This is a genomic window from Anaerobacillus sp. 63XJN7_4_ISO-PGPR-S23-413, assembly GCF_056173725.1.
In genome coordinates, this window is sequence record NZ_CM149688.1 from 176,314 (window position 1) to 194,454 (window position 18,141).

Consider the following 18,141-nt stretch of genomic DNA (forward strand, 5'->3'; position numbering starts at 1 on the left):
AACTCAACATTTGATCACAGAGTTACTAATTATATGAAATGTCATACTAATTGAGATGTGCTTTTTTTGAAGTTGTCAAAAATATGATATAATTAAAAAGTTACAAATGTATTTTAGCAATGCACTAGAAGTGAACTTCAGGCTAAATACAATACGTTTGGAGGAAGAGCCGTGCTGCCTGTTGGAAATGTAAATGTACTTGATTACATAACTGAGATTATTGATATTTTGCTCGTTACGTATGTGATATATAAAATTATTATGCTTATTCGCGGCACGAAGGCTGTTCAGCTTCTTAAGGGAATTACGGTCATTATTGCCGCATGGTTCTTAAGTAGTTTTTTCGAACTGAACACGCTACATTGGATTCTAGAGCGGGTCGTTCTTTATGGACTACTTGCCATCATTATTATTTTCCAACCTGAGCTTCGAAGAGCACTTGAGCAGTTAGGACGCGGTCGATTGTTTGCTCGCTCCGCTGTTGAAGAGGAAGAGACGAATAAAATGGTGGAAGCCATTATTAAGTCATCATCCTATATGGGTAAGAGAAGAATTGGCGCATTAATATCCATTGAGCGGGAAACAGGTCTCAATGACTATGTAGAGACAGGTATTCCTATGAATGCAAAATTAACTTCTGAACTTTTAATTAATGTGTTCATTCCGAATACACCACTTCATGATGGAGCGGTTATTCTAAAGAAGGATGAAATTTTAGCTGCAGCATGTTATTTGCCACTTTCAGAGAGTCCTTTTATTTCGAAGGAACTCGGTACAAGGCACAGAGCTGCTCTTGGAATAAGTGAAGTAACAGATAGCCTAACACTCATTGTGTCTGAAGAAACAGGGAGTATTTCCCTGACAAAGAACGGAGAACTTCATCGAAATTTATCTGAAGAGGTATTACGTGATCTTCTTAATGCTGAGCTAAATCCTTCTGTGTCTAAGACTGAGACTTCCAACCGCTTTAGTAATTGGAGGGGGAAAAAGTAATGGACAAATTGTTAACGAGCAACTGGTTTGTCAAAATCATCTCTTTTCTTCTCGCTCTCATGCTTTACACGATTGTTGCGATGCCTGATGGGTCTACTACTGATCCTAATGGATTACTTACTCAACAAACAGAAACAGAACGTTTACCAGATATGGAGCTTGAAGTGCTATACGATGAAGATAGCGTAGTGGTTTCTGATTTACCTGAAACCGTAGATGTCATTGTTGAAGGCCGCACAGATGGTTTAATGCTATCAAAGTTAACGAATAAAGAGGTCTATGTCGATTTGCGCAATTTAACACCAGGTCAACATCTTGTTACAGTAAAACACAGAGATTTTCCTGAAAATGTAGATGTCGCGATTGATCCAGTTAGAGTTTCTGTGACGATTGAAGAGAAAAAATCGAGTACCTTTCAAGCTGGAATTAACTTGTTGAAGGAAGATGAGCTTTCGGAAGGGTATGCGACAGAAGAACCGATCGTTTCACCTAAAACCGTTACAGTTACTGGTGCAAATTCCAAGCTTGAGCAAATTGCATTTGTTAGAGGCTATGTAAATGTGAGCGGTGCAAAAGAAGAAGTTAATGAAAGAATAACACTAAATGTGTATGATGCGAATATGGAAGAAATACAGGGGGTATCGATCGATCCTGCCGTAGTTGATGTAAAAGTACCAATTACTGCCCCTTACAAAAAGGTGCCGATTAAACTAGATCAAAAAGGAAAGCTTCCTGACGGTGTTAGTATCTCATCGATTGACCTTGAACCTTCGGAGGTTTCTGTCTTTGGTCCTGAAGAGGAACTTGGCAAACTAGAGTTTCTGGACGGTATTCCACTTGATCTATCAAAAATAACAAAGGATACAACGGTTGAGCTTGATGTACCAGTTCCGGACGGAATGAAAAAAGTAGATCCAGAAACGGTTGAAGCAAAAATTAAAGTTGGTAAAGAAGATGAAAAAGCATTTGAAGATGTACCAATTAAAGTAACTGGAGTATCTGATGGGTTAACAGCAAATATTTCAGAACCTGAAACGGGATCTACGGATATGAAGATATATGGTGTATCTAGCGTGCTTGAAAATATTCAGAATGATGATTTTCAGGCTTATATTGATGCAAGTGGTCTTTCCGAGGGAGAACATGAACTTGAATTACAATGGAACGGACCGTCTTATGTTCGCTGGTCCGGTTCATCCAAGAAGGTAACGCTGCAAATAGAGAATAGTCCTTCCTAATAGTTGGAACTGCGCGATAATAAAGGAGAGAGTATAACGATGGGTAAATATTTTGGTACTGACGGTGTAAGAGGGATAGCTAATACAGAGCTTACCCCTGAACTTGCATTTAAACTGGGCCGTCTCGGTGGGTATGTCTTAACGAAAGAGACCGAGAAACCTAAGATTTTAATCGGACGCGATACGCGTATTTCTGGATATATGCTTGAAGGGGCGCTAGTTGCCGGTCTTCTTTCCATTGGGGCTGAAGTAATGCGTCTTGGTGTCATTTCTACGCCAGGAGTTGCTCATTTAACGAAGGCACTAAGTGCTCAAGCGGGAGTAATGATTTCTGCTTCCCACAATCCAGTTGGGGATAACGGAATTAAGTTTTTTGGCCCGGACGGCTTTAAGCTTTTAGATGTTCAGGAAGAAGAAATTGAAGCGCTTATTGATAGCGATGAGGATCTTGTACCACGTCCTACAGGTGCTGATCTAGGTATCGTTAGTGATTACTTCGAAGGTTGTCAGAAGTACCTTCAGTATTTGAAACAAACAATTGATGAAGATTTCTCTGGACTTCACATTGCGCTCGACTGTGCACATGGTGCAACGTCTTCGCTTGCAGCTCATTTATTCGCTGATCTTGAAGCTGATATTTCCACTATAGGTACAAATCCTACTGGAACAAATATTAACGACGGTGTCGGATCGACGCATCCAGAAACACTGGCTGAATTTGTGAAAGAAAAGAATGCCAACGTAGGCTTTGCATTTGATGGAGATGGAGACCGTCTTATTGCCGTTGATGAAAATGGAGATATTGTAGATGGCGATCAGATTATGTTTATCTGCGCTAAATTCATGAAAGATCAAAAGCGTTTACGTCATGATACGGTTGTTTCAACTGTTATGAGCAATCTTGGATTCCATAAAGGGATGGAAGAGTCAGGTGTAACATCGCTTCAAACTAAGGTAGGCGATCGTTATGTGATGGAAGAAATGCGTAAAGAAGGCTACAACCTTGGCGGAGAGCAGTCTGGACATATTATTTTCCTTGATCACATCACGACAGGTGATGGTATGCTATCAGCACTTCAGCTTGCTAACATTATGCAAGTGACAAACAAACCGTTGTCAGAGCTTGCTGGAGAAATGAAGAAGTACCCTCAATCTCTTGTGAATGTGAAGGTAACAGATAAAAACAAGGTAGATTCAAACGAGCGTATTCAAGAAACGATTCAGCAAGTAGAAAGCGACATGAACGGAGAAGGGCGTATTCTTGTTCGTCCATCCGGAACGGAGCCTCTTGTTCGCGTCATGGCTGAAGCCCCTACAAAAGATCTATGTGATGAGTACGTCGATCGCGTTGTATCTATGGTGAAAGAAGAACTTGGAGCGTAATCGACAAAAATGAAAAGTTTGTACGAAAGGTATGCATGGGAAGCACGGAAAAAGCTACCCATGCATATTTTTATATATAGGGGAATTTTCACAAGTGATTTTCTCATTAAAATGAGTCAAAATAGAGCAAATTATAGCGAGAACGACTTGTTCTAGAAAAAAGAATTGACCAGCTTTTTACAATTGATATAATATAGAAGTATGTTTGGTTTTTATTCTAAAAGGGAAAGAGAGGGAAGTTGGGTTACTTTTGATATAAAAGCGCCTGGACTGTTTTCGAACGGTAGAAAACAGTTGACGAGGAAGAGGTTTATCGATCATCGGCGGATACCTCTCGATTGCTCCACCACAATCGAATGGTTTTGTGAAAAACAGAGAGGTGACTTTCTGAACAAAAGCAAAACTATGGTGACAAAAAAGCTATTAATCGGAAAAGAAGGGGCAGGTCTGCCCCGTTGTATGCCTGCTCCTTCAATTGAAGGAGGACTTTTACATGTGCGGTATTGTTGGATATATTGGAAATCAGGATGCTAAAGAAATTCTATTACGAGGTCTGGAGAAGCTTGAGTACAGAGGGTACGATTCAGCAGGTATTGCGCTTCTTAATGACGGTGGACTCCACCTTTTTAAAGAAAAAGGTCGTATTGCTGACCTTAGAAAAAAAGTGGATACAAGTGTGGAAGCGACAGCAGGTATTGGACATACACGCTGGGCAACACACGGTGAACCTAGTCAGGTAAATGCTCATCCACATCAGAGCTCAACTGAACGCTTCACGCTTGTTCACAACGGTGTAATTGAAAACTATCAACAAATCAAACGTGACTTCTTATCCGAAGTTAATTTCGTAAGTGCTACAGATACAGAAGTAGTTGTTCAACTTATTGCTACTCTTGTTGAAGATCAAAATATGTCTGTTGAAGATGCTTTCCATCAAACATTGAATGAACTTCACGGTTCATATGCACTTGCACTTATTGACAATCATAATCCAGAAACGCTCTACGTAGCGAAAAATAAGAGTCCGCTTCTAGTTGGAATCGGCGATGATTTCAACGTAGTAGCAAGTGACTCAATGGCTATGCTTCAAGTAACAAGTAAATTCATCGAGCTTATGGATGAAGAAGTAGTGATTGTGAAGCGTGATTCTGTCACAATTAAAGATATGAGTGGAAAAGTAATGGAACGCGAACCATTCACAGCTGAAATCGACGCAAGTGATATAGAAAAGGGAACATACCCTCACTATATGCTTAAAGAAATTGACGAACAGCCGCTTGCGATTCGTAACATTATTACAAAGTACAAAGATGAGAATGATAACATCAAACTTGATAAAGATATTCGTGAAGCAATGAAAGAAACGGATCGTATTTACATCATTGCGTGTGGCACAAGTTACAATGCTGGCCTTGTTGGTAAACAGCTGATCGAGAACATCGCTGAGGTTCCTGTTGAAGTGCACATCGCAAGTGAGTTCTTATACAATATGCCGCTTGTTTCACAGAATCCACTCTTTATCTTTATTTCACAAAGTGGTGAAACGGCAGATAGCCGTGGCGTACTTGTGAACGTGAAGAAAAAAGGATTTAAATCTCTTACGATTACGAATGTTCCAGGATCAACGCTTTCTCGTGAGGCTGACTATACGCTGCACACACATGCAGGCCCTGAAATTGCGGTTGCTTCAACAAAAGCCTACACTGCACAAATGGCTGTACTAACACTACTTGCTGTCGATACTGCTCAGGCAAAAGGCATTAAGCTTGATTTCAACCCAATTCAGGAGCTTGGAATCGTTGCAACAGCGATGGAGTCCATGATTGACCAGAAGGAAATGATCGAAACAGTTGCACGTAACTTCCTTTCAGTTACGCGTAATGCATTCTTTATTGGTCGCGGTGTAGATTACTACGTTTGTCTTGAAGGAGCTCTTAAGCTGAAAGAAATCTCTTACATTCAAGCTGAAGGATTTGCTGGCGGTGAATTGAAGCACGGTACGATTGCTCTAATTGAGAAAGGTACTCCTGTTATTGCTCTTGCTACGCAGAAGCACGTAAATGGAAGCATCCGTTCAAACGTACAAGAAGTCGTTTCTCGTGGGGCATCACCATGCATTATTTCTCTTGCTGGCCTTGAAGAAGAAGGCGACACCATCGTCCTTGATGAAGTACATGAGCATCTTACTCCGCTAGCTTCTGTTGTACCGCTTCAATTACTTGCATACTATGCAGCGCTACACAGAGAATGCGACGTAGATAAGCCAAGAAACCTTGCTAAATCAGTTACGGTAGAGTAACCATAGATTGATTAGAACGGCCTTTCCTTACTAGGGAGGGCCGTTTTATTTTTGGTTATCATTGTTAAAAAATGACTCGCCTCTCTTTTTGCGACTACTTAAAAGCATGTCCGAATACAATGATACGAATACGAAGAAGGGTGGAGGCGTATGAGTATCTTTGTAAGCTACATATTTTTAGGACTTTCCCTTTCAGCTCCAATGGGACCGATTAATGCGGCACAGCTGGACAGGGGGATTCGATTTGGTTTTATGAATGCCTGGTTAGTAGGGTTTGGAGCGATGGTAGCGGATGGCGTATTTATGATGCTCATTTACTTTGGACTTGCTCATGTCATTGAGACGCCGTTTATGAAAACATTTCTTTGGCTGTTTGGTTTTTTTGTTTTAACGTATACAGGAATTGAAAATATCGTGAAGGCTGATTCAATTGGACTTAAGCAGACAAGTGGTCGATATGAAACGAACCGCAAATCGTTTCGAACTGGTTTTTTTATCGCAATCTCAAATCCGCTGAACATTTTGTTCTGGCTTGGCATTTATGGTTCGATTCTAGCCCAAACATCTAGTATGTTTGGTGCCGCCCAACTGTTTCTTTATAGTACGGGCATTTTTTTAGGTATCACCCTATGGGATCTCACAATGGCGAGTGCATCAGCAGGTGCACGAGCGTGGGTAAATCCATTTATTTTGAAGCGAATATCGATCTTATCCGGTATCACGTTAATCGGATTTGGACTCTATTTCGGTATGCAAGCTGTTAGGTTGTTCCTTGGATAGACTGGCACCTCTTTTTGTCCCTCCTAATAGGATAACGCGTGTAGTGTTAAGGAGGGATTCCGTTTGGAACTATATACGAAATCATGGATTGATGAACATGGAGAAGGAATGGAAGGTTGGAAGCGAACTGCATTTGCTCATTTTGGAGCGATGTTATCAGATCGTGAACAACCTTACCCTTGCATTCCTGGGAAGCAGGGGTTCCATCAAGATAATTTACGATTTGGATTTGCGGAAGATCCTACAACAGACGTAGCAAGTGTACAGTTAGCTACATTGTTGAAACAGTACGGGGAAGTAGCGAGGGAAACGGGGAAATATGCCTCTCTTGTTGTTTTTTTTGACTCCACGACGTTACAGAAACAAAAAGCCGAAGTAGATCAATACCAGGAATTATTCTGGTCGCTACTAAACAGTTTACATGAGCTTGATGAGGCGCAGTGGCCAGAACATATCCCTAAAGACCCACATGATCCTAAATGGGAGTTCTGCTTCAATGGAGAACCGTATTTTGCATTCTGTGCGACACCAGCTCACCAAGTTCGAAAGAGTCGTCAATTTCCATCTTTTCTGATTGCTTTTCAACCAAGATGGGTTTTTGATGAAATTAATGCAGAAACAACATTTGGTCAAAAGCTTAAAAAAGCGATCCGGCAACGGTTGGTTTCTTACGATGGGATTCCAGCTCACCCCGCCTTGAAGTGGTACGGTCAACAAGATAATTATGAATGGGAGCAATATTTTCTATCTGATGATGATTCTTCTCTTTCCAAGTGTCCCTTTATGGCGATGAAAAACAAGTGGAAGAGCATTCGCTCTTAACTGTGTTTTCTTTTCATTTTCAGAAAAGTTGCCCCGGCAATGAGAACTAGAAAGCATAAACTAACCAAAAATCCAGCCCGGCTAATATGGTCAAATAACGTTCCTGAAATAGCTGTACCGATCAGGACTACGCCGATTCCTATTTTCAAATGATCTTTAAACGTAGTTTTGGTTAGTTTCCGATATGAAAAAAGAATGAACATCCAATTATAGAGAAGCATTAAACCAGCAGCTGTCGTCAAATACTCAAAGATGTTCTCCGGTAAAAGTAGTGCAACAACAATTGAAAGTAAGACGACTAGAGTCGTGAGACCAAAAGCAGGGAGAGGAATCTTCCTGCTTTTCTTTGCAAAGAGGGCAGGTGCATCATTTTCTTCAGCAAGTGTTACTAGCATGGTCGTTACGGCATATAGGGAAGCGACCATAGTGGAGAAACCGGCAATAATGAGGATCGCATTAAATACGTGCGGGATCCAGGGTAGATGAAATTGAGTTAAAGCTGTTAAAAATGGACTTTCATTCGGATCAATGCTTTTGATCGGAATAAGTTTTAACACAACGAAAAAAGACATTACGTAAAGAAACGTTAAGACTAAAAGCATGATCTTTCCAGATTTTGGGGCATTTTTGGGATCTTCAAGCTCATTCGCCATCAGTCCCATCACTTCAATTCCACCAAATGCATAGAACGCATAAACAAGGGCAACCCAGAGACCCATTGCGCTACCTGTGAGAAAGTCTTTTGACGTGATTTCAATTCCAGCGTTACCTTTTTGTGGTTCAAGCCATCCAAATAAGGCGGCGATTCCGATAGCGAGAAACATCACAATGGCAGCAATCTTCATTACCCCAAAAACGTTCTCCATTTTTTCTACGAGTTGAACACCGATAAGAATAACGATAAGGCCAAGTGAAGCGAATACAGATGCGGTGAGCCATAAAGGAGCTTTCGGAAACCAAAACTGTGCAAATAGAGCGAGGGCTGTTAGTTGACTTCCCATAATAAGCATTTCAGATGACCAGTATACCCAGCCGTTACTGAAGCCGGCCCATTGGCCAAAAGCTTGTTTTGCATAAGTGCGAAAAGACCCTTTTTCTGGATGTTCAGCAGTTAATTTCGCAAGTGCTTCATAAACAATCCATGTGCCGATCGCGGCCAGAAAATAAGCCAATAAAACGAGATAGCCTGCTTTTTCAATCGTGATACTAGAACCAAGGAAATACCCGGTCCCGATAATACACCCTACCCCTATAAACGACATTTGCCACCAGGTTAATTTCTTTTCGTGATTTGTCGATTTACTCATTATTGCATCCCCCTCTTATCTTCTTTAGTTTGAGAATCACTGGCAGTGTTTATGTGTGTTTCTTGAATTGGAGAATCTTTTCTTCGGATGAGGAGAAAGTAAGGAGACTATGTATGATAAAGGAGTTTGGTTGAATGAACATCCATCCGAATTGTTGGAATGAATATGGAGAATTAAAAACGGTTGTCGTTTGTTCTCCTTCACACTTAGATGTACCAGATCAGCAAACTGCTACAGATGTACAGTGGGAAAAAGCAGTGAAACAAAAGAAGGCGCAAGAAAATCATGAAGAAATGATTCGCGCAATGGAGGATGCTGGCGTTCATGTTATTGATTATTCCGTTCATTTATTACGAGAAGACCTTTTATTAAATGAAAAATTAATCAATCGTATTTTTGTACGTGATCTTGCTTGTGTATTTGGCAAGACGATTCTTCCGGGAGCAGCAGGAACTTCCATGAGGCGACCTGAATATTTTCAAAGCCACAGGTTATTTCAACAGTGGTTTGATGAGCGGACGTTTCAAATGCAATCAAATAATCAGTTAAAGGCATTGGAATATGGAGATGTCATGATACTTAATAAGGATGCTGTTTTTATTAATTCTGGGATTCGGACAAGCATTGAAAGTATAGAAGCACTGCAAGGGAGTATTTTTAATGCGGGGTTCCAGGAAATCGGTGTTATTGATCTACCACGACGTCCAGATACGATGCATCTTGATATGAATTGTAATGTAGCGGGAGAGAGTATATTTATAGCGAAAAGCTATATGAGGTATCTCCCTGTACAGGTTGTGACCGAAAATGATTTTCGATATGAGATGACGGGTGATTTTTTAGAGCGACATGGATATGAAGTCGAATGGACCTCTGAGATCAAACATACTGTTGCAGATATTAATTTCTTGAATTTAAATCCTGAGACGCTATTGATTAGTACGAAAACAAATAAATCTATTCTTAAGAATCATCCTACCCTTCGTAAAAAGAAGCTTATTGAGATAGAGGTAGATGAATTAGAAAACGGTGGTGGAGGAATCCGATGTATGACATTACCACTTGAGAGGGGATAAGAGAAAGTGGCTTGAAGGCTAATTCAATATATATTTCATAAAGAATCCTGCAAAGTTGTGGGATTCTTTTACATGTGTTTTGGTTGACTATTATACCTTAGGGGGGTATATTGATAGTAAGCTAAATTAGAGGAGATGATCGGATTGACAGATGAACTAAACATCCCTTTACAGCCGGATAAAAAGCCAACTGAACCGAGAACGGATGAAGAGAAACAGCAGCTGCAGAACCGATTGAAGCGAATCGAAGGCCAAATACGCGGGATTCAGAAAATGGTTGGAGATGATCGCTATTGCGTGGATATTCTTATTCAGCTGTCTGCCATTCAGGCTGCTTTAAAAAAGGTTGGCTATACGTTGCTTGAACGTCATACAAAAACGTGTGTTGCTAGTTCCATACAAGAAGGTAATGGAGATGAGCAAATAGAGGAATTAATGAAAGTGATTCAGCAGTTCTCTAAATAAAGAGGTGAGTCAGATGGATTCGAAGAAACAACTCTCTCTTGATGTGACGGGGATGACATGTGCTTCTTGCTCATCAAGAATCGAGAAGGTATTAAATAAAATGGATGGTGTCGAGGCAAACGTCAATTTAACGATGGAAAAAGCAACAATCTTGTACGATTACGATCAAGTGAAGACAGAAGATATCGTAGGGAAAATTGAAAAACTAGGCTATGGGGTTCGGAAAGAAAAAGTGGAGCTTGATATTCACGGAATGACCTGTGCAGCTTGCTCCACAAGAATCGAAAAAGGCTTAAATCGTACGAAGGGTGTTGAGCTTGCTTCGGTTAACTTAACAACAGAGTCTGGCGTTGTCGAATATCAGCCGGGAGAAGTGACGTTAGATGACATTCTCCAGAAGGTGAAAAAACTTGGTTATGAAGCGGTGATTAAAGAGAATCGTGAAAATCAAAAAAGCCATAAAGATGATGAAATTATGAAGAAGAAACGTCGATTATTGATTTCAGCTCTTCTTTCTCTTCCGCTTCTGTTAACGATGCTTGCCCATATACCTGGGGAGTTGGCTATTCCTGTGCCTCATCTTCTTATGGAACCATGGTTTCAGTTTCTTTTAGCAACACCTGTTCAATTTGTAATAGGTGCTCCATTTTACACTGGGGCTTATCGTGCCTTAGTAAATAAAAGCGCAAATATGGACGTTCTTGTTGCGCTTGGGACTTCAGCCGCTTATTTTTATAGTGTTATTGAAGGAATCAGAAGTTATTTGACAGAAGGATACAATCCGTCGCTTTATTTCGAAACAAGCGCCATTCTGATCACGCTCATCTTAGTAGGGAAGTTATTTGAAGATCTAGCGAAAGGGAGAACGACGCAGGCCATTACCAAATTACTAAACCTTCAGGCGAAAGAAGCGAGCGTCATTCGGGAAGGCGCTGAAGTGAAAGTACCTGTCGATCAGGTTCAGGTAGCTGATCGAATCGTCGTTCGCCCGGGTGAAAAAATACCAGTAGACGGTATCGTGGAAAAAGGGAATTCATCCGTAGATGAGTCCATGATTACAGGTGAATCCATTCCCATTGAGAAAGAAGTAGGGGCGAGTGTGATTGGCTCTACGATTAATGAAAATGGGACTTTAACAATGCGTGCTGAAAAAGTGGGGAAAGATACCGCTCTTGCTGGAATCATTAAGATTGTTGAAGAAGCGCAGGGTTCAAAGGCACCGATCCAACGTTTAGCAGATGTGATTTCAGGCATATTTGTCCCTATTGTGGTAGGGATCGCAGCGATTACGTTTCTAGTTTGGTATTTACTAGTCGATCCTTACAAATTGCCACAGGCACTTGAAGCGGGGATTGCGGTGCTCGTTATCGCATGTCCTTGTGCACTAGGATTAGCTACACCAACTTCTATTATGGTAGGGACTGGGAAGGGTGCTGAGCAAGGGATTCTGTTTAAAGGTGGCGAATTTTTAGAAGCCACTCATAAAATTGATGCAATTTTACTTGATAAAACCGGTACAATCACAAAGGGAAAGCCTGAAGTAACGGACTTTGTTGCTTTTGACCTCGATGAGAAAACGGTGCTCGAACAATTGGTTGCCGCTGAGAAAGCTTCCGAGCATCCTCTAGCAAGGTCCATTGTTCAATATGGCGCGAATCACAATGTTACTTTAGCTGAAGCTGAGCAGTTTCAAACTATACCAGGTCACGGTATTGTTGCTACTGTCAAAGGAAATCAGGTTCTTGTTGGGACTCGAAAACTTATGGAACGAGAGCAAATTCCTTATTCCACTCATGAAGAACAAATGAAAACATATGAACTTGACGGGAAGACTGCCATGTTTGTTGCATTTGACGGTCGCGTACAGGGAATTATCGCTGTTGCAGATACGGTGAAAGAAACGTCGAAAAGTGCTATTGAGGAAATGAGATCCCTTGGAATCGATGTATATATGATTACAGGTGACAATAAACGGACGGCTGAAGCTATCGGGCGGCAAGTGAACCTAAATGGTGTGTTTGCAGAAGTACTTCCTGAGGAAAAGGCTACTAAAGTAAAAGAGTTACAGGCGCAAGGAAAACGAGTGGCGATGGTAGGGGATGGCATTAACGATGCGCCAGCTCTTGCAACAGCCGATATAGGAATGGCGATTGGAACCGGAACAGATGTCGCCATTGAGACAGCAGACGTTACACTTGTTGGAGGCGATCTTGAAAACATTGCAAAGGCGATTCATTTAAGCCGTAAAACGATGCGGAATATTCGCCAGAATCTATTCTGGGCGTTATTCTATAATTCAATTGGGGTTCCAATTGCTGCAATTGGTTTACTAGCACCTTGGGTTGCGGGGGCTGCTATGGCCTTCAGCTCTGTATCAGTCGTAACCAATTCCCTTCGTTTGAAGCGAGTGAAACTATAATTCATTGAGAGGAGAATCACGATGGAACAAACAACATTAAAAATTGAAGGAATGACATGTGAACATTGTAAAGCAGCAGTAACAACTGCTTTACAGGAACTTGAAGGGGTTTCAGAAGTAAATGTGAACGTAGAAGAAGGAACGGCAAAAGTTTCTTACAATGCTTCTAGCGTTAGCGTTTCGGAAATGAATGAAGCGGTTGAAGAACAGGGATATGACATTGTCTAAATAAGAAGCCGAAGAAGGGAGTGAATCCTTTCTTCGGCTTTTTAAATTCATAACTTTCGTTTCTTGATAATAAAATTCGCTAATAGGACAAGTGGAAGAATAAGCTTATCTTTGAGGAGGGAAAGACGCCAATGAACACTTCACTGTTCACAAGTTTATTTATGATAGGCTTCGGGGGTCTTTTGATAGGAGCTACTGCAGGGAAGGTGGCATTTACCTATTATCAACATCGTTTGGAAGCTCTTTATCTGATTTGTGGTGGTATGCTCATCGGCGTGATTTCCTTTGAACTGATACCAGAAAGCGTTCGTTCGTATTCGTTTTGGGCACTACTTGCAGGTGCGTCGCTTTCTGTTCTTTTCTTTATTTGGACAGAGCAAGTGGTTCACAGGAAGTTTCAAGACAAGAGTTACCTTCCAGTGTTTGCTTTCGTTCTTGCTGTCATCTCGCACAATATCCCAGTCGGGATCGCTCTTGGAATGACGTCAGTTAGTAGCGGAATTGGCATGTCATTACTGCTATCTTTATTTATCCATCACTTACCAGAGGGAGTGGCTTTGTATATACTCACTCGAATGAACGGATTACATCGGTTGTTTGTGATCTTAGCAGCAAGCTCTGTAACAATTATTTTAACGCTATCGGCCTGGTTCGGTATGGTTTCTTATCAATCGCATCTACTAAATGGTCTCTTTATGGGCGTAGCTATTGGATCTTTATCATATGTAGCCCTTCATGAAATGATCGGTCATGTTGTTGGAAGAGTTTTAAATCGGGAGTTGTACTTATATACAAGTCTGGGAATACTTTTACTGGCTATTTACCTTGAGGTGACTCATAAACTCTTTTGACAACATATATAAAATTCAGTAAAATTGTACATAGACTAATATGAACACATGCTCATATATTGAATAAAATAAATAAACCACATAAGAAAGGAGTTCCCATCGATGGAAGAATATCGTTTGACAGGTTTATCCTGTCCAAATTGTGCAGCGGGAATGGAACAACAGATTCAAAAACTTGAATACGGAGAATCCGCTCAAATTCAATATAATTCCGGTAAATTAAAGCTAGATGAGAGAGTGAATCTTGAACAAGTTGAGAAAATTCTTGCTTCAGATCACGCATCATTGATTAAAAACGGAAATGGACATGCCCATGAACATAGTAAGGGTGACAACAACGGGAAGTGGCTCCTTGCTATCTCATCAGCGATTTTCGCTGCTGCTCTTCTTTTAGATGGATTTACAAACATACCAGCTATTCCTTTCTATTTAATTGCCATTATTTTAAGTGGCTATCAAACGTTTATTAAAGGTCTACAGAACTTAATAAAACTGACATTTAATATTGAGACGTTGATGACTATTGCTTTAATAGGTGCAGTCTCTATTGGAGAGTGGAAGGAAGGCACGCTTGTTGCAATCCTATTTGGACTGAATGAATATTTAGAAGGCCTAGGTATGGAGAAGGCAAGAAAGTCTATGGAGTCCTTACTAGAAATTGCGCCGAAGGAAGCCCTTCGTATTCGAGAGGGAAGAGAAGAAATCGTTTCGATTCAGGATCTAAAAGTGAACGACATTGTTTTGGTCAAATCTGGCGCAAAAATTCCATCAGATGGAATCGTCGAATCTGGCTATAGTTCAGTGAACGAAGCGGCTATTACTGGAGAAGCTATGCCGGTTGAAAAAAGTGCTAATGAGTCTGTTTATGGCGGAAGTATAAATAATGAAGGAATTCTTCGTGTGAAAATCACGAAAGCTTATGAGGATTCCTCACTAGCAAAAATATTGCATTTAGTTGAAGAAGCTCAGGAAACAAAAACACCTACGGAATTATTTATTAATCGTTTCTCAAAGTATTACACACCGATTATTATGCTTATCTCAGCACTCGTGATGCTTGTTCCGCCTTTATTGTTCGGAGGGGCTTTTAGTGAGTGGTTTTACCAGGGACTTGCAGTGCTTATTGTAGGATGTCCATGTGCACTTATTCTTTCATCACCGATTGCCAACATCTCGGGTATTACTCGAAATGCGCGTAACGGTATTCTCGTAAAAGGATCTGTTTATCTTGAACAGCTAGGAAAAATTGATACGCTCGCTTTTGATAAAACCGGTACGCTTACAAAAGGGCTACCTTATGTGGAGAAATATAAAGTTTATGACCAGGAGCATTTCTTATCAGTAGCGGCAGCGGTTGAGAAACATTCTTCACATCCGTTAGCAAAAGCAATCATGACAAAAGTAAATAGCTTTCCTTATCGTGAAATCGAAGCAACAAATATCGAAACGATATCAGGGCAGGGGATCATAGCCGACATTAATGGAAAAAGACATTGGGTAGGAAATGAAAAAAGTGTTCAACATGTAACCATCTCTGAGGATGTGAGAACATCGATTGATGCGATGAAACATGATGGGTTAACGCTGGTCCTTGTAGCCGATGAGAAACATATTCTTGGGATATTTGGAGTTGCAGATGAAATTAGAGAGGAAAGTGAGTCTGTTATTCGCGCTTTACATCATGTAGGTATTAAGAATACGGTGATGTTAACAGGAGATCATGAGAAAACAGCTGAGAAAGTGGCAAAACGTGTTGGCGTACGTTCTTATTTCGGAGGTCTCTTACCTGAAGACAAAGTGGCTAAGGTGAAAGAATTAACAACAGAAGGTAAAGTAGCCATGATCGGTGACGGGATTAATGATGCTCCGGCTCTTGCTTCAGCTGACCTTGGAATCGCTATGGGAAAAGGGACAGATAGCGCGATTGAAACAGCCGATATCGTATTGATGCAGGATCACTTAGGAAAACTGCCTGAAGCGGTCTCGATCGCTAAACGAGTGAATCGAACGATACGGGTTAATATTGCGTTAGCCCTTGGCTTAAAAATGATTGCTTTACTGCTTACTATTCCTGGGTTATTAACGCTATGGATTGCGATACTGTCTGATATGGGGGCAACAATTCTCGTGACGTTCATTAGTTTAACGATTCTATGGGAACGGAAAACAAAAGAAAAAACACATATTCATAATGAAGCAGAACCACAGCATTCGTAACCCTCTAGATGTCTAGAGGGTTTTTTTATTTATGCTGGCATTCTAGATTATTCATCATAAAAATTAACAGGAAGTATAGCTTTGTTTAATCATGTCAACAAGTGCTATGCCGAATTCGCGTTTGGATTTCGTTGTAACTGACTTTGTCTCCCTTTATGATAGTAAGTAATTAAGACAAACAATACGTGCCGGGGAATAGGGGTTCCAATTAAGCGAAATATAAGATCATGTCAACAAGTCTCCTAAAAAAATGAAAACGCTTTAACGGTGCGGAAGAAAGGGAGGATATATAATGAGTGAACAGAACACAGCAGAGAAATCTGGATTTAAAGTAAAAGTTCAGCGTTTCGGAAGTTACTTAAGCAGTATGATCATGCCAAATATTGGCGCATTTATTGCTTGGGGATTGATTACTGCTTTATTCATACCAGATGGTTATCTACCAAATGCAAGCCTTGCCGAGTTAGTAGAACCAATGCTTTACTACCTATTGCCACTCTTGATTGGTTACACTGGAGGTAAAATTGTATACGGTGGTCGAGGCGGAGTTGTTGGTGCAACGGCAACCATCGGTGTTATTGTTGGAGCAGACATTCCGATGTTCCTTGGAGCTATGGCTATGGGGCCGCTTGGGGGATATTTAATCAAGAAATTCGACGAAGCGATTCATGGCAAGATTAAATCAGGCTTTGAAATGCTCGTTAACAATTTCTCAGCTGGGATTATTGGTGGGGCTTTAACTATTATAGCTTCTCTAGCAATTGGACCAGTTGTATTAGGTTTAAACAAAGCGCTTGCTGCAGGTGTAGAAGTTATTATTGCTGCAGGTCTATTACCATTAGTAAGTATTCTAATTGAACCAGGTAAAGTACTCTTTTTAAATAATGCGATTAACCACGGGATTTTCACCCCACTTGGACTTGAACAGGTAGCGAATACAGGTAAATCGGTTCTCTTTTTAGTTGAATCCAATCCTGGTCCAGGTTTAGGGATTCTCCTTGCCTACTCGATTGTGGGTAAAGGGTCAGCAAAACAATCAGCACCAGGAGCTGCACTAATTCATTTTGTTGGGGGAATTCATGAAATTTACTTCCCTTACATTTTGATGAAGCCAGCACTTCTTCTAGCTGCCATTCTTGGTGGAATGAGTGGTGTGTTCACATTTACACTTCTAGATGCAGGGTTGTTAGCGGCAGCTTCACCGGGTAGTATTGTCTCTCTTATACTTATGTCACCACGGGGTGGTTATCTAAGCGTCATTGCAGGTGTTGTGGTAGCAACGATTGTTTCTTTCCTGGTCGCTTTCATAATCCTTAAACGCTCAAAAGATAGCGGAGAAGATATTTCAGAAGCGACTGAAAAAATGGAAGCAATGAAAGGGAAGAAGAGCAGCGTATCTTCTAACCTAAAAACGAATGCAGAAGAGCCAAAAGAAGAAACAACATCTTCTTATGGCAATATAGCCAAAGTAATCTTTGCATGTGATGCTGGAATGGGATCAAGTGCAATGGGGGCATCCGTACTACGTAATAAATTCAAAAAAGCTGGGTTAACAGACATTGAAGTAACAAATACTTCGATTAGCAATTTACCTAATGATGCAGATCTCGTTGTGACTCATCAAGATTTAACCGATCGTGCAAAGGATAAGCTTCCAGAAGCGAATCACATTTCGGTTAAAAACTTTATGAACAGCCCAAAATATGATGAACTTGTTGCTGAGTTAACTTCCGCAGGTGAAGTGCCAGTGAAAGAAGAAGTAGAGCAAGTTGAGAAGAAAGATATTAATAAAGTAGTGTTTGCATGCGATGCTGGAATGGGATCAAGTGCAATGGGCGCATCAGTCCTTCGCAATAAGTTCAAGAAAGCTGGACTTCAAGACATTGATGTGACAAATACGGCTATTAGTAACTTACCAGATGATGCCGACTTAATCGTAACGCACCAGGACTTAACAGATCGAGCAAAAGCAAAACGTCCTGATGCTGAGCATATCTCAGTGGCAAACTTTATGAATAGCCCGAAATACGAAGAGCTTGTTGATAGACTTAAAAAGTAGGTAT

14 protein-coding genes are annotated in these 18,141 nt (G+C 40.7%); 13 read left to right on the top strand and 1 reads right to left on the bottom strand.

The annotated features are described in order from the left end of the window. The first annotated feature begins 174 nt into the window (after window positions 1–174). The 6 genes from cdaA (at window position 175) to AC0VYO_RS01070 (ending at window position 7,515) form a co-directional block, all read left to right on the top strand. Complete coding sequence (gene cdaA, locus AC0VYO_RS01045; RefSeq protein WP_194222558.1) at window positions 175–993, top strand: diadenylate cyclase CdaA; 819 nt, start codon at window positions 175–177, stop codon at window positions 991–993. Beyond that, window positions 993–2,231 (top strand): CdaR family protein, encoded by a 1,239-nt coding sequence (locus AC0VYO_RS01050; RefSeq protein ID WP_475366296.1) that lies wholly within the window; start codon window positions 993–995, stop codon window positions 2,229–2,231. The genes cdaA and AC0VYO_RS01050 overlap by 1 nt, the downstream gene beginning before the upstream one ends. Window positions 2,232–2,270: 39 nt before the next feature. After that, window positions 2,271–3,614 (top strand): phosphoglucosamine mutase, encoded by a 1,344-nt coding sequence (gene glmM / locus AC0VYO_RS01055; RefSeq protein WP_194222542.1) that lies wholly within the window; start codon window positions 2,271–2,273, stop codon window positions 3,612–3,614. 493 nt (window positions 3,615–4,107) lie between these two features. Next, window positions 4,108–5,913, top strand: coding sequence for a glutamine--fructose-6-phosphate transaminase (isomerizing) (gene glmS, locus AC0VYO_RS01060; protein WP_194222541.1), 1,806 nt, complete (start codon window positions 4,108–4,110; stop codon window positions 5,911–5,913). Between the two features lie 150 nt (window positions 5,914–6,063). Beyond that, window positions 6,064–6,693 (top strand): LysE family transporter, encoded by a 630-nt coding sequence (locus AC0VYO_RS01065; protein WP_475368293.1) that lies wholly within the window; start codon window positions 6,064–6,066, stop codon window positions 6,691–6,693. A 63-nt stretch (window positions 6,694–6,756) separates the two neighbouring features. Continuing rightward, complete coding sequence (locus AC0VYO_RS01070) at window positions 6,757–7,515, top strand: YqcI/YcgG family protein (protein ID WP_242057456.1); 759 nt, start codon at window positions 6,757–6,759, stop codon at window positions 7,513–7,515. On the opposite strand, the gene AC0VYO_RS01075 is transcribed toward AC0VYO_RS01070, so the two are convergent. Further along, entirely contained in the window at window positions 7,512–8,822 is a 1,311-nt protein-coding gene (locus AC0VYO_RS01075) for an amino acid permease (RefSeq protein WP_475366297.1), read from the bottom strand. The two genes, AC0VYO_RS01070 and AC0VYO_RS01075, sit on opposite strands and share 4 nt — an antisense overlap. A gap of 134 nt (window positions 8,823–8,956) precedes the next feature. Between AC0VYO_RS01075 and AC0VYO_RS01080 the strand changes: the two genes are divergently transcribed. From AC0VYO_RS01080 to AC0VYO_RS01110, 7 genes are all read left to right on the top strand, one after another. Continuing rightward, a complete protein-coding gene (locus AC0VYO_RS01080; protein ID WP_430246632.1) occupies window positions 8,957–9,898 on the top strand; it encodes an arginine deiminase family protein in 942 nt (313 codons plus the stop codon). A gap of 135 nt (window positions 9,899–10,033) precedes the next feature. Then, window positions 10,034–10,363, top strand: a complete 330-nt coding sequence (locus AC0VYO_RS01085; RefSeq protein WP_303535692.1) for a metal-sensing transcriptional repressor — start codon at window positions 10,034–10,036, stop codon at window positions 10,361–10,363. Window positions 10,364–10,376: 13 nt separating this feature from the next. After that, the gene (locus AC0VYO_RS01090; RefSeq protein ID WP_475366298.1) at window positions 10,377–12,782 is read left to right on the top strand and encodes a heavy metal translocating P-type ATPase; all 2,406 of its coding nucleotides are present in this window, start codon (window positions 10,377–10,379) and stop codon (window positions 12,780–12,782) included. A gap of 21 nt (window positions 12,783–12,803) precedes the next feature. After that, window positions 12,804–13,010: a copper chaperone CopZ gene (gene copZ, locus AC0VYO_RS01095; RefSeq protein ID WP_475366299.1), complete on the top strand. Its 207-nt coding sequence runs from the start codon at window positions 12,804–12,806 to the stop codon at window positions 13,008–13,010. 131 nt (window positions 13,011–13,141) lie between these two features. Next, the gene (locus tag AC0VYO_RS01100; protein WP_475366300.1) at window positions 13,142–13,861 is read left to right on the top strand and encodes a ZIP family metal transporter; all 720 of its coding nucleotides are present in this window, start codon (window positions 13,142–13,144) and stop codon (window positions 13,859–13,861) included. 102 nt (window positions 13,862–13,963) lie between these two features. After that, complete coding sequence (locus AC0VYO_RS01105; protein WP_475366301.1) at window positions 13,964–16,078, top strand: heavy metal translocating P-type ATPase; 2,115 nt, start codon at window positions 13,964–13,966, stop codon at window positions 16,076–16,078. A 292-nt stretch (window positions 16,079–16,370) separates the two neighbouring features. Beyond that, on the top strand, window positions 16,371–18,137 hold the full coding sequence (locus AC0VYO_RS01110) for a PTS mannitol transporter subunit IIBC (protein WP_475366302.1): 1,767 nt from the start codon (window positions 16,371–16,373) through the stop codon (window positions 18,135–18,137). Window positions 18,138–18,141: the final 4 nt, after the last annotated feature.

Coding starts and splice junctions, on each gene's coding strand:
- AC0VYO_RS01050 (WP_475366296.1), top strand. CDS start 993: ATGGACAAATTGTTAACGAGCAACTGGTTTGTCAAAATCATCTCTTTT.
- glmM (WP_194222542.1), top strand. CDS start 2,271: ATGGGTAAATATTTTGGTACTGACGGTGTAAGAGGGATAGCTAATACA.
- glmS (WP_194222541.1), top strand. CDS start 4,108: ATGTGCGGTATTGTTGGATATATTGGAAATCAGGATGCTAAAGAAATT.
- AC0VYO_RS01065 (WP_475368293.1), top strand. CDS start 6,064: ATGAGTATCTTTGTAAGCTACATATTTTTAGGACTTTCCCTTTCAGCT.
- AC0VYO_RS01075 (WP_475366297.1), bottom strand. CDS start 8,822: ATGAGTAAATCGACAAATCACGAAAAGAAATTAACCTGGTGGCAAATG.
- AC0VYO_RS01080 (WP_430246632.1), top strand. CDS start 8,957: ATGAACATCCATCCGAATTGTTGGAATGAATATGGAGAATTAAAAACG.
- AC0VYO_RS01085 (WP_303535692.1), top strand. CDS start 10,034: ATGATCGGATTGACAGATGAACTAAACATCCCTTTACAGCCGGATAAA.
- AC0VYO_RS01090 (WP_475366298.1), top strand. CDS start 10,377: ATGGATTCGAAGAAACAACTCTCTCTTGATGTGACGGGGATGACATGT.
- copZ (WP_475366299.1), top strand. CDS start 12,804: ATGGAACAAACAACATTAAAAATTGAAGGAATGACATGTGAACATTGT.
- AC0VYO_RS01100 (WP_475366300.1), top strand. CDS start 13,142: ATGAACACTTCACTGTTCACAAGTTTATTTATGATAGGCTTCGGGGGT.
- AC0VYO_RS01105 (WP_475366301.1), top strand. CDS start 13,964: ATGGAAGAATATCGTTTGACAGGTTTATCCTGTCCAAATTGTGCAGCG.
- AC0VYO_RS01110 (WP_475366302.1), top strand. CDS start 16,371: ATGAGTGAACAGAACACAGCAGAGAAATCTGGATTTAAAGTAAAAGTT.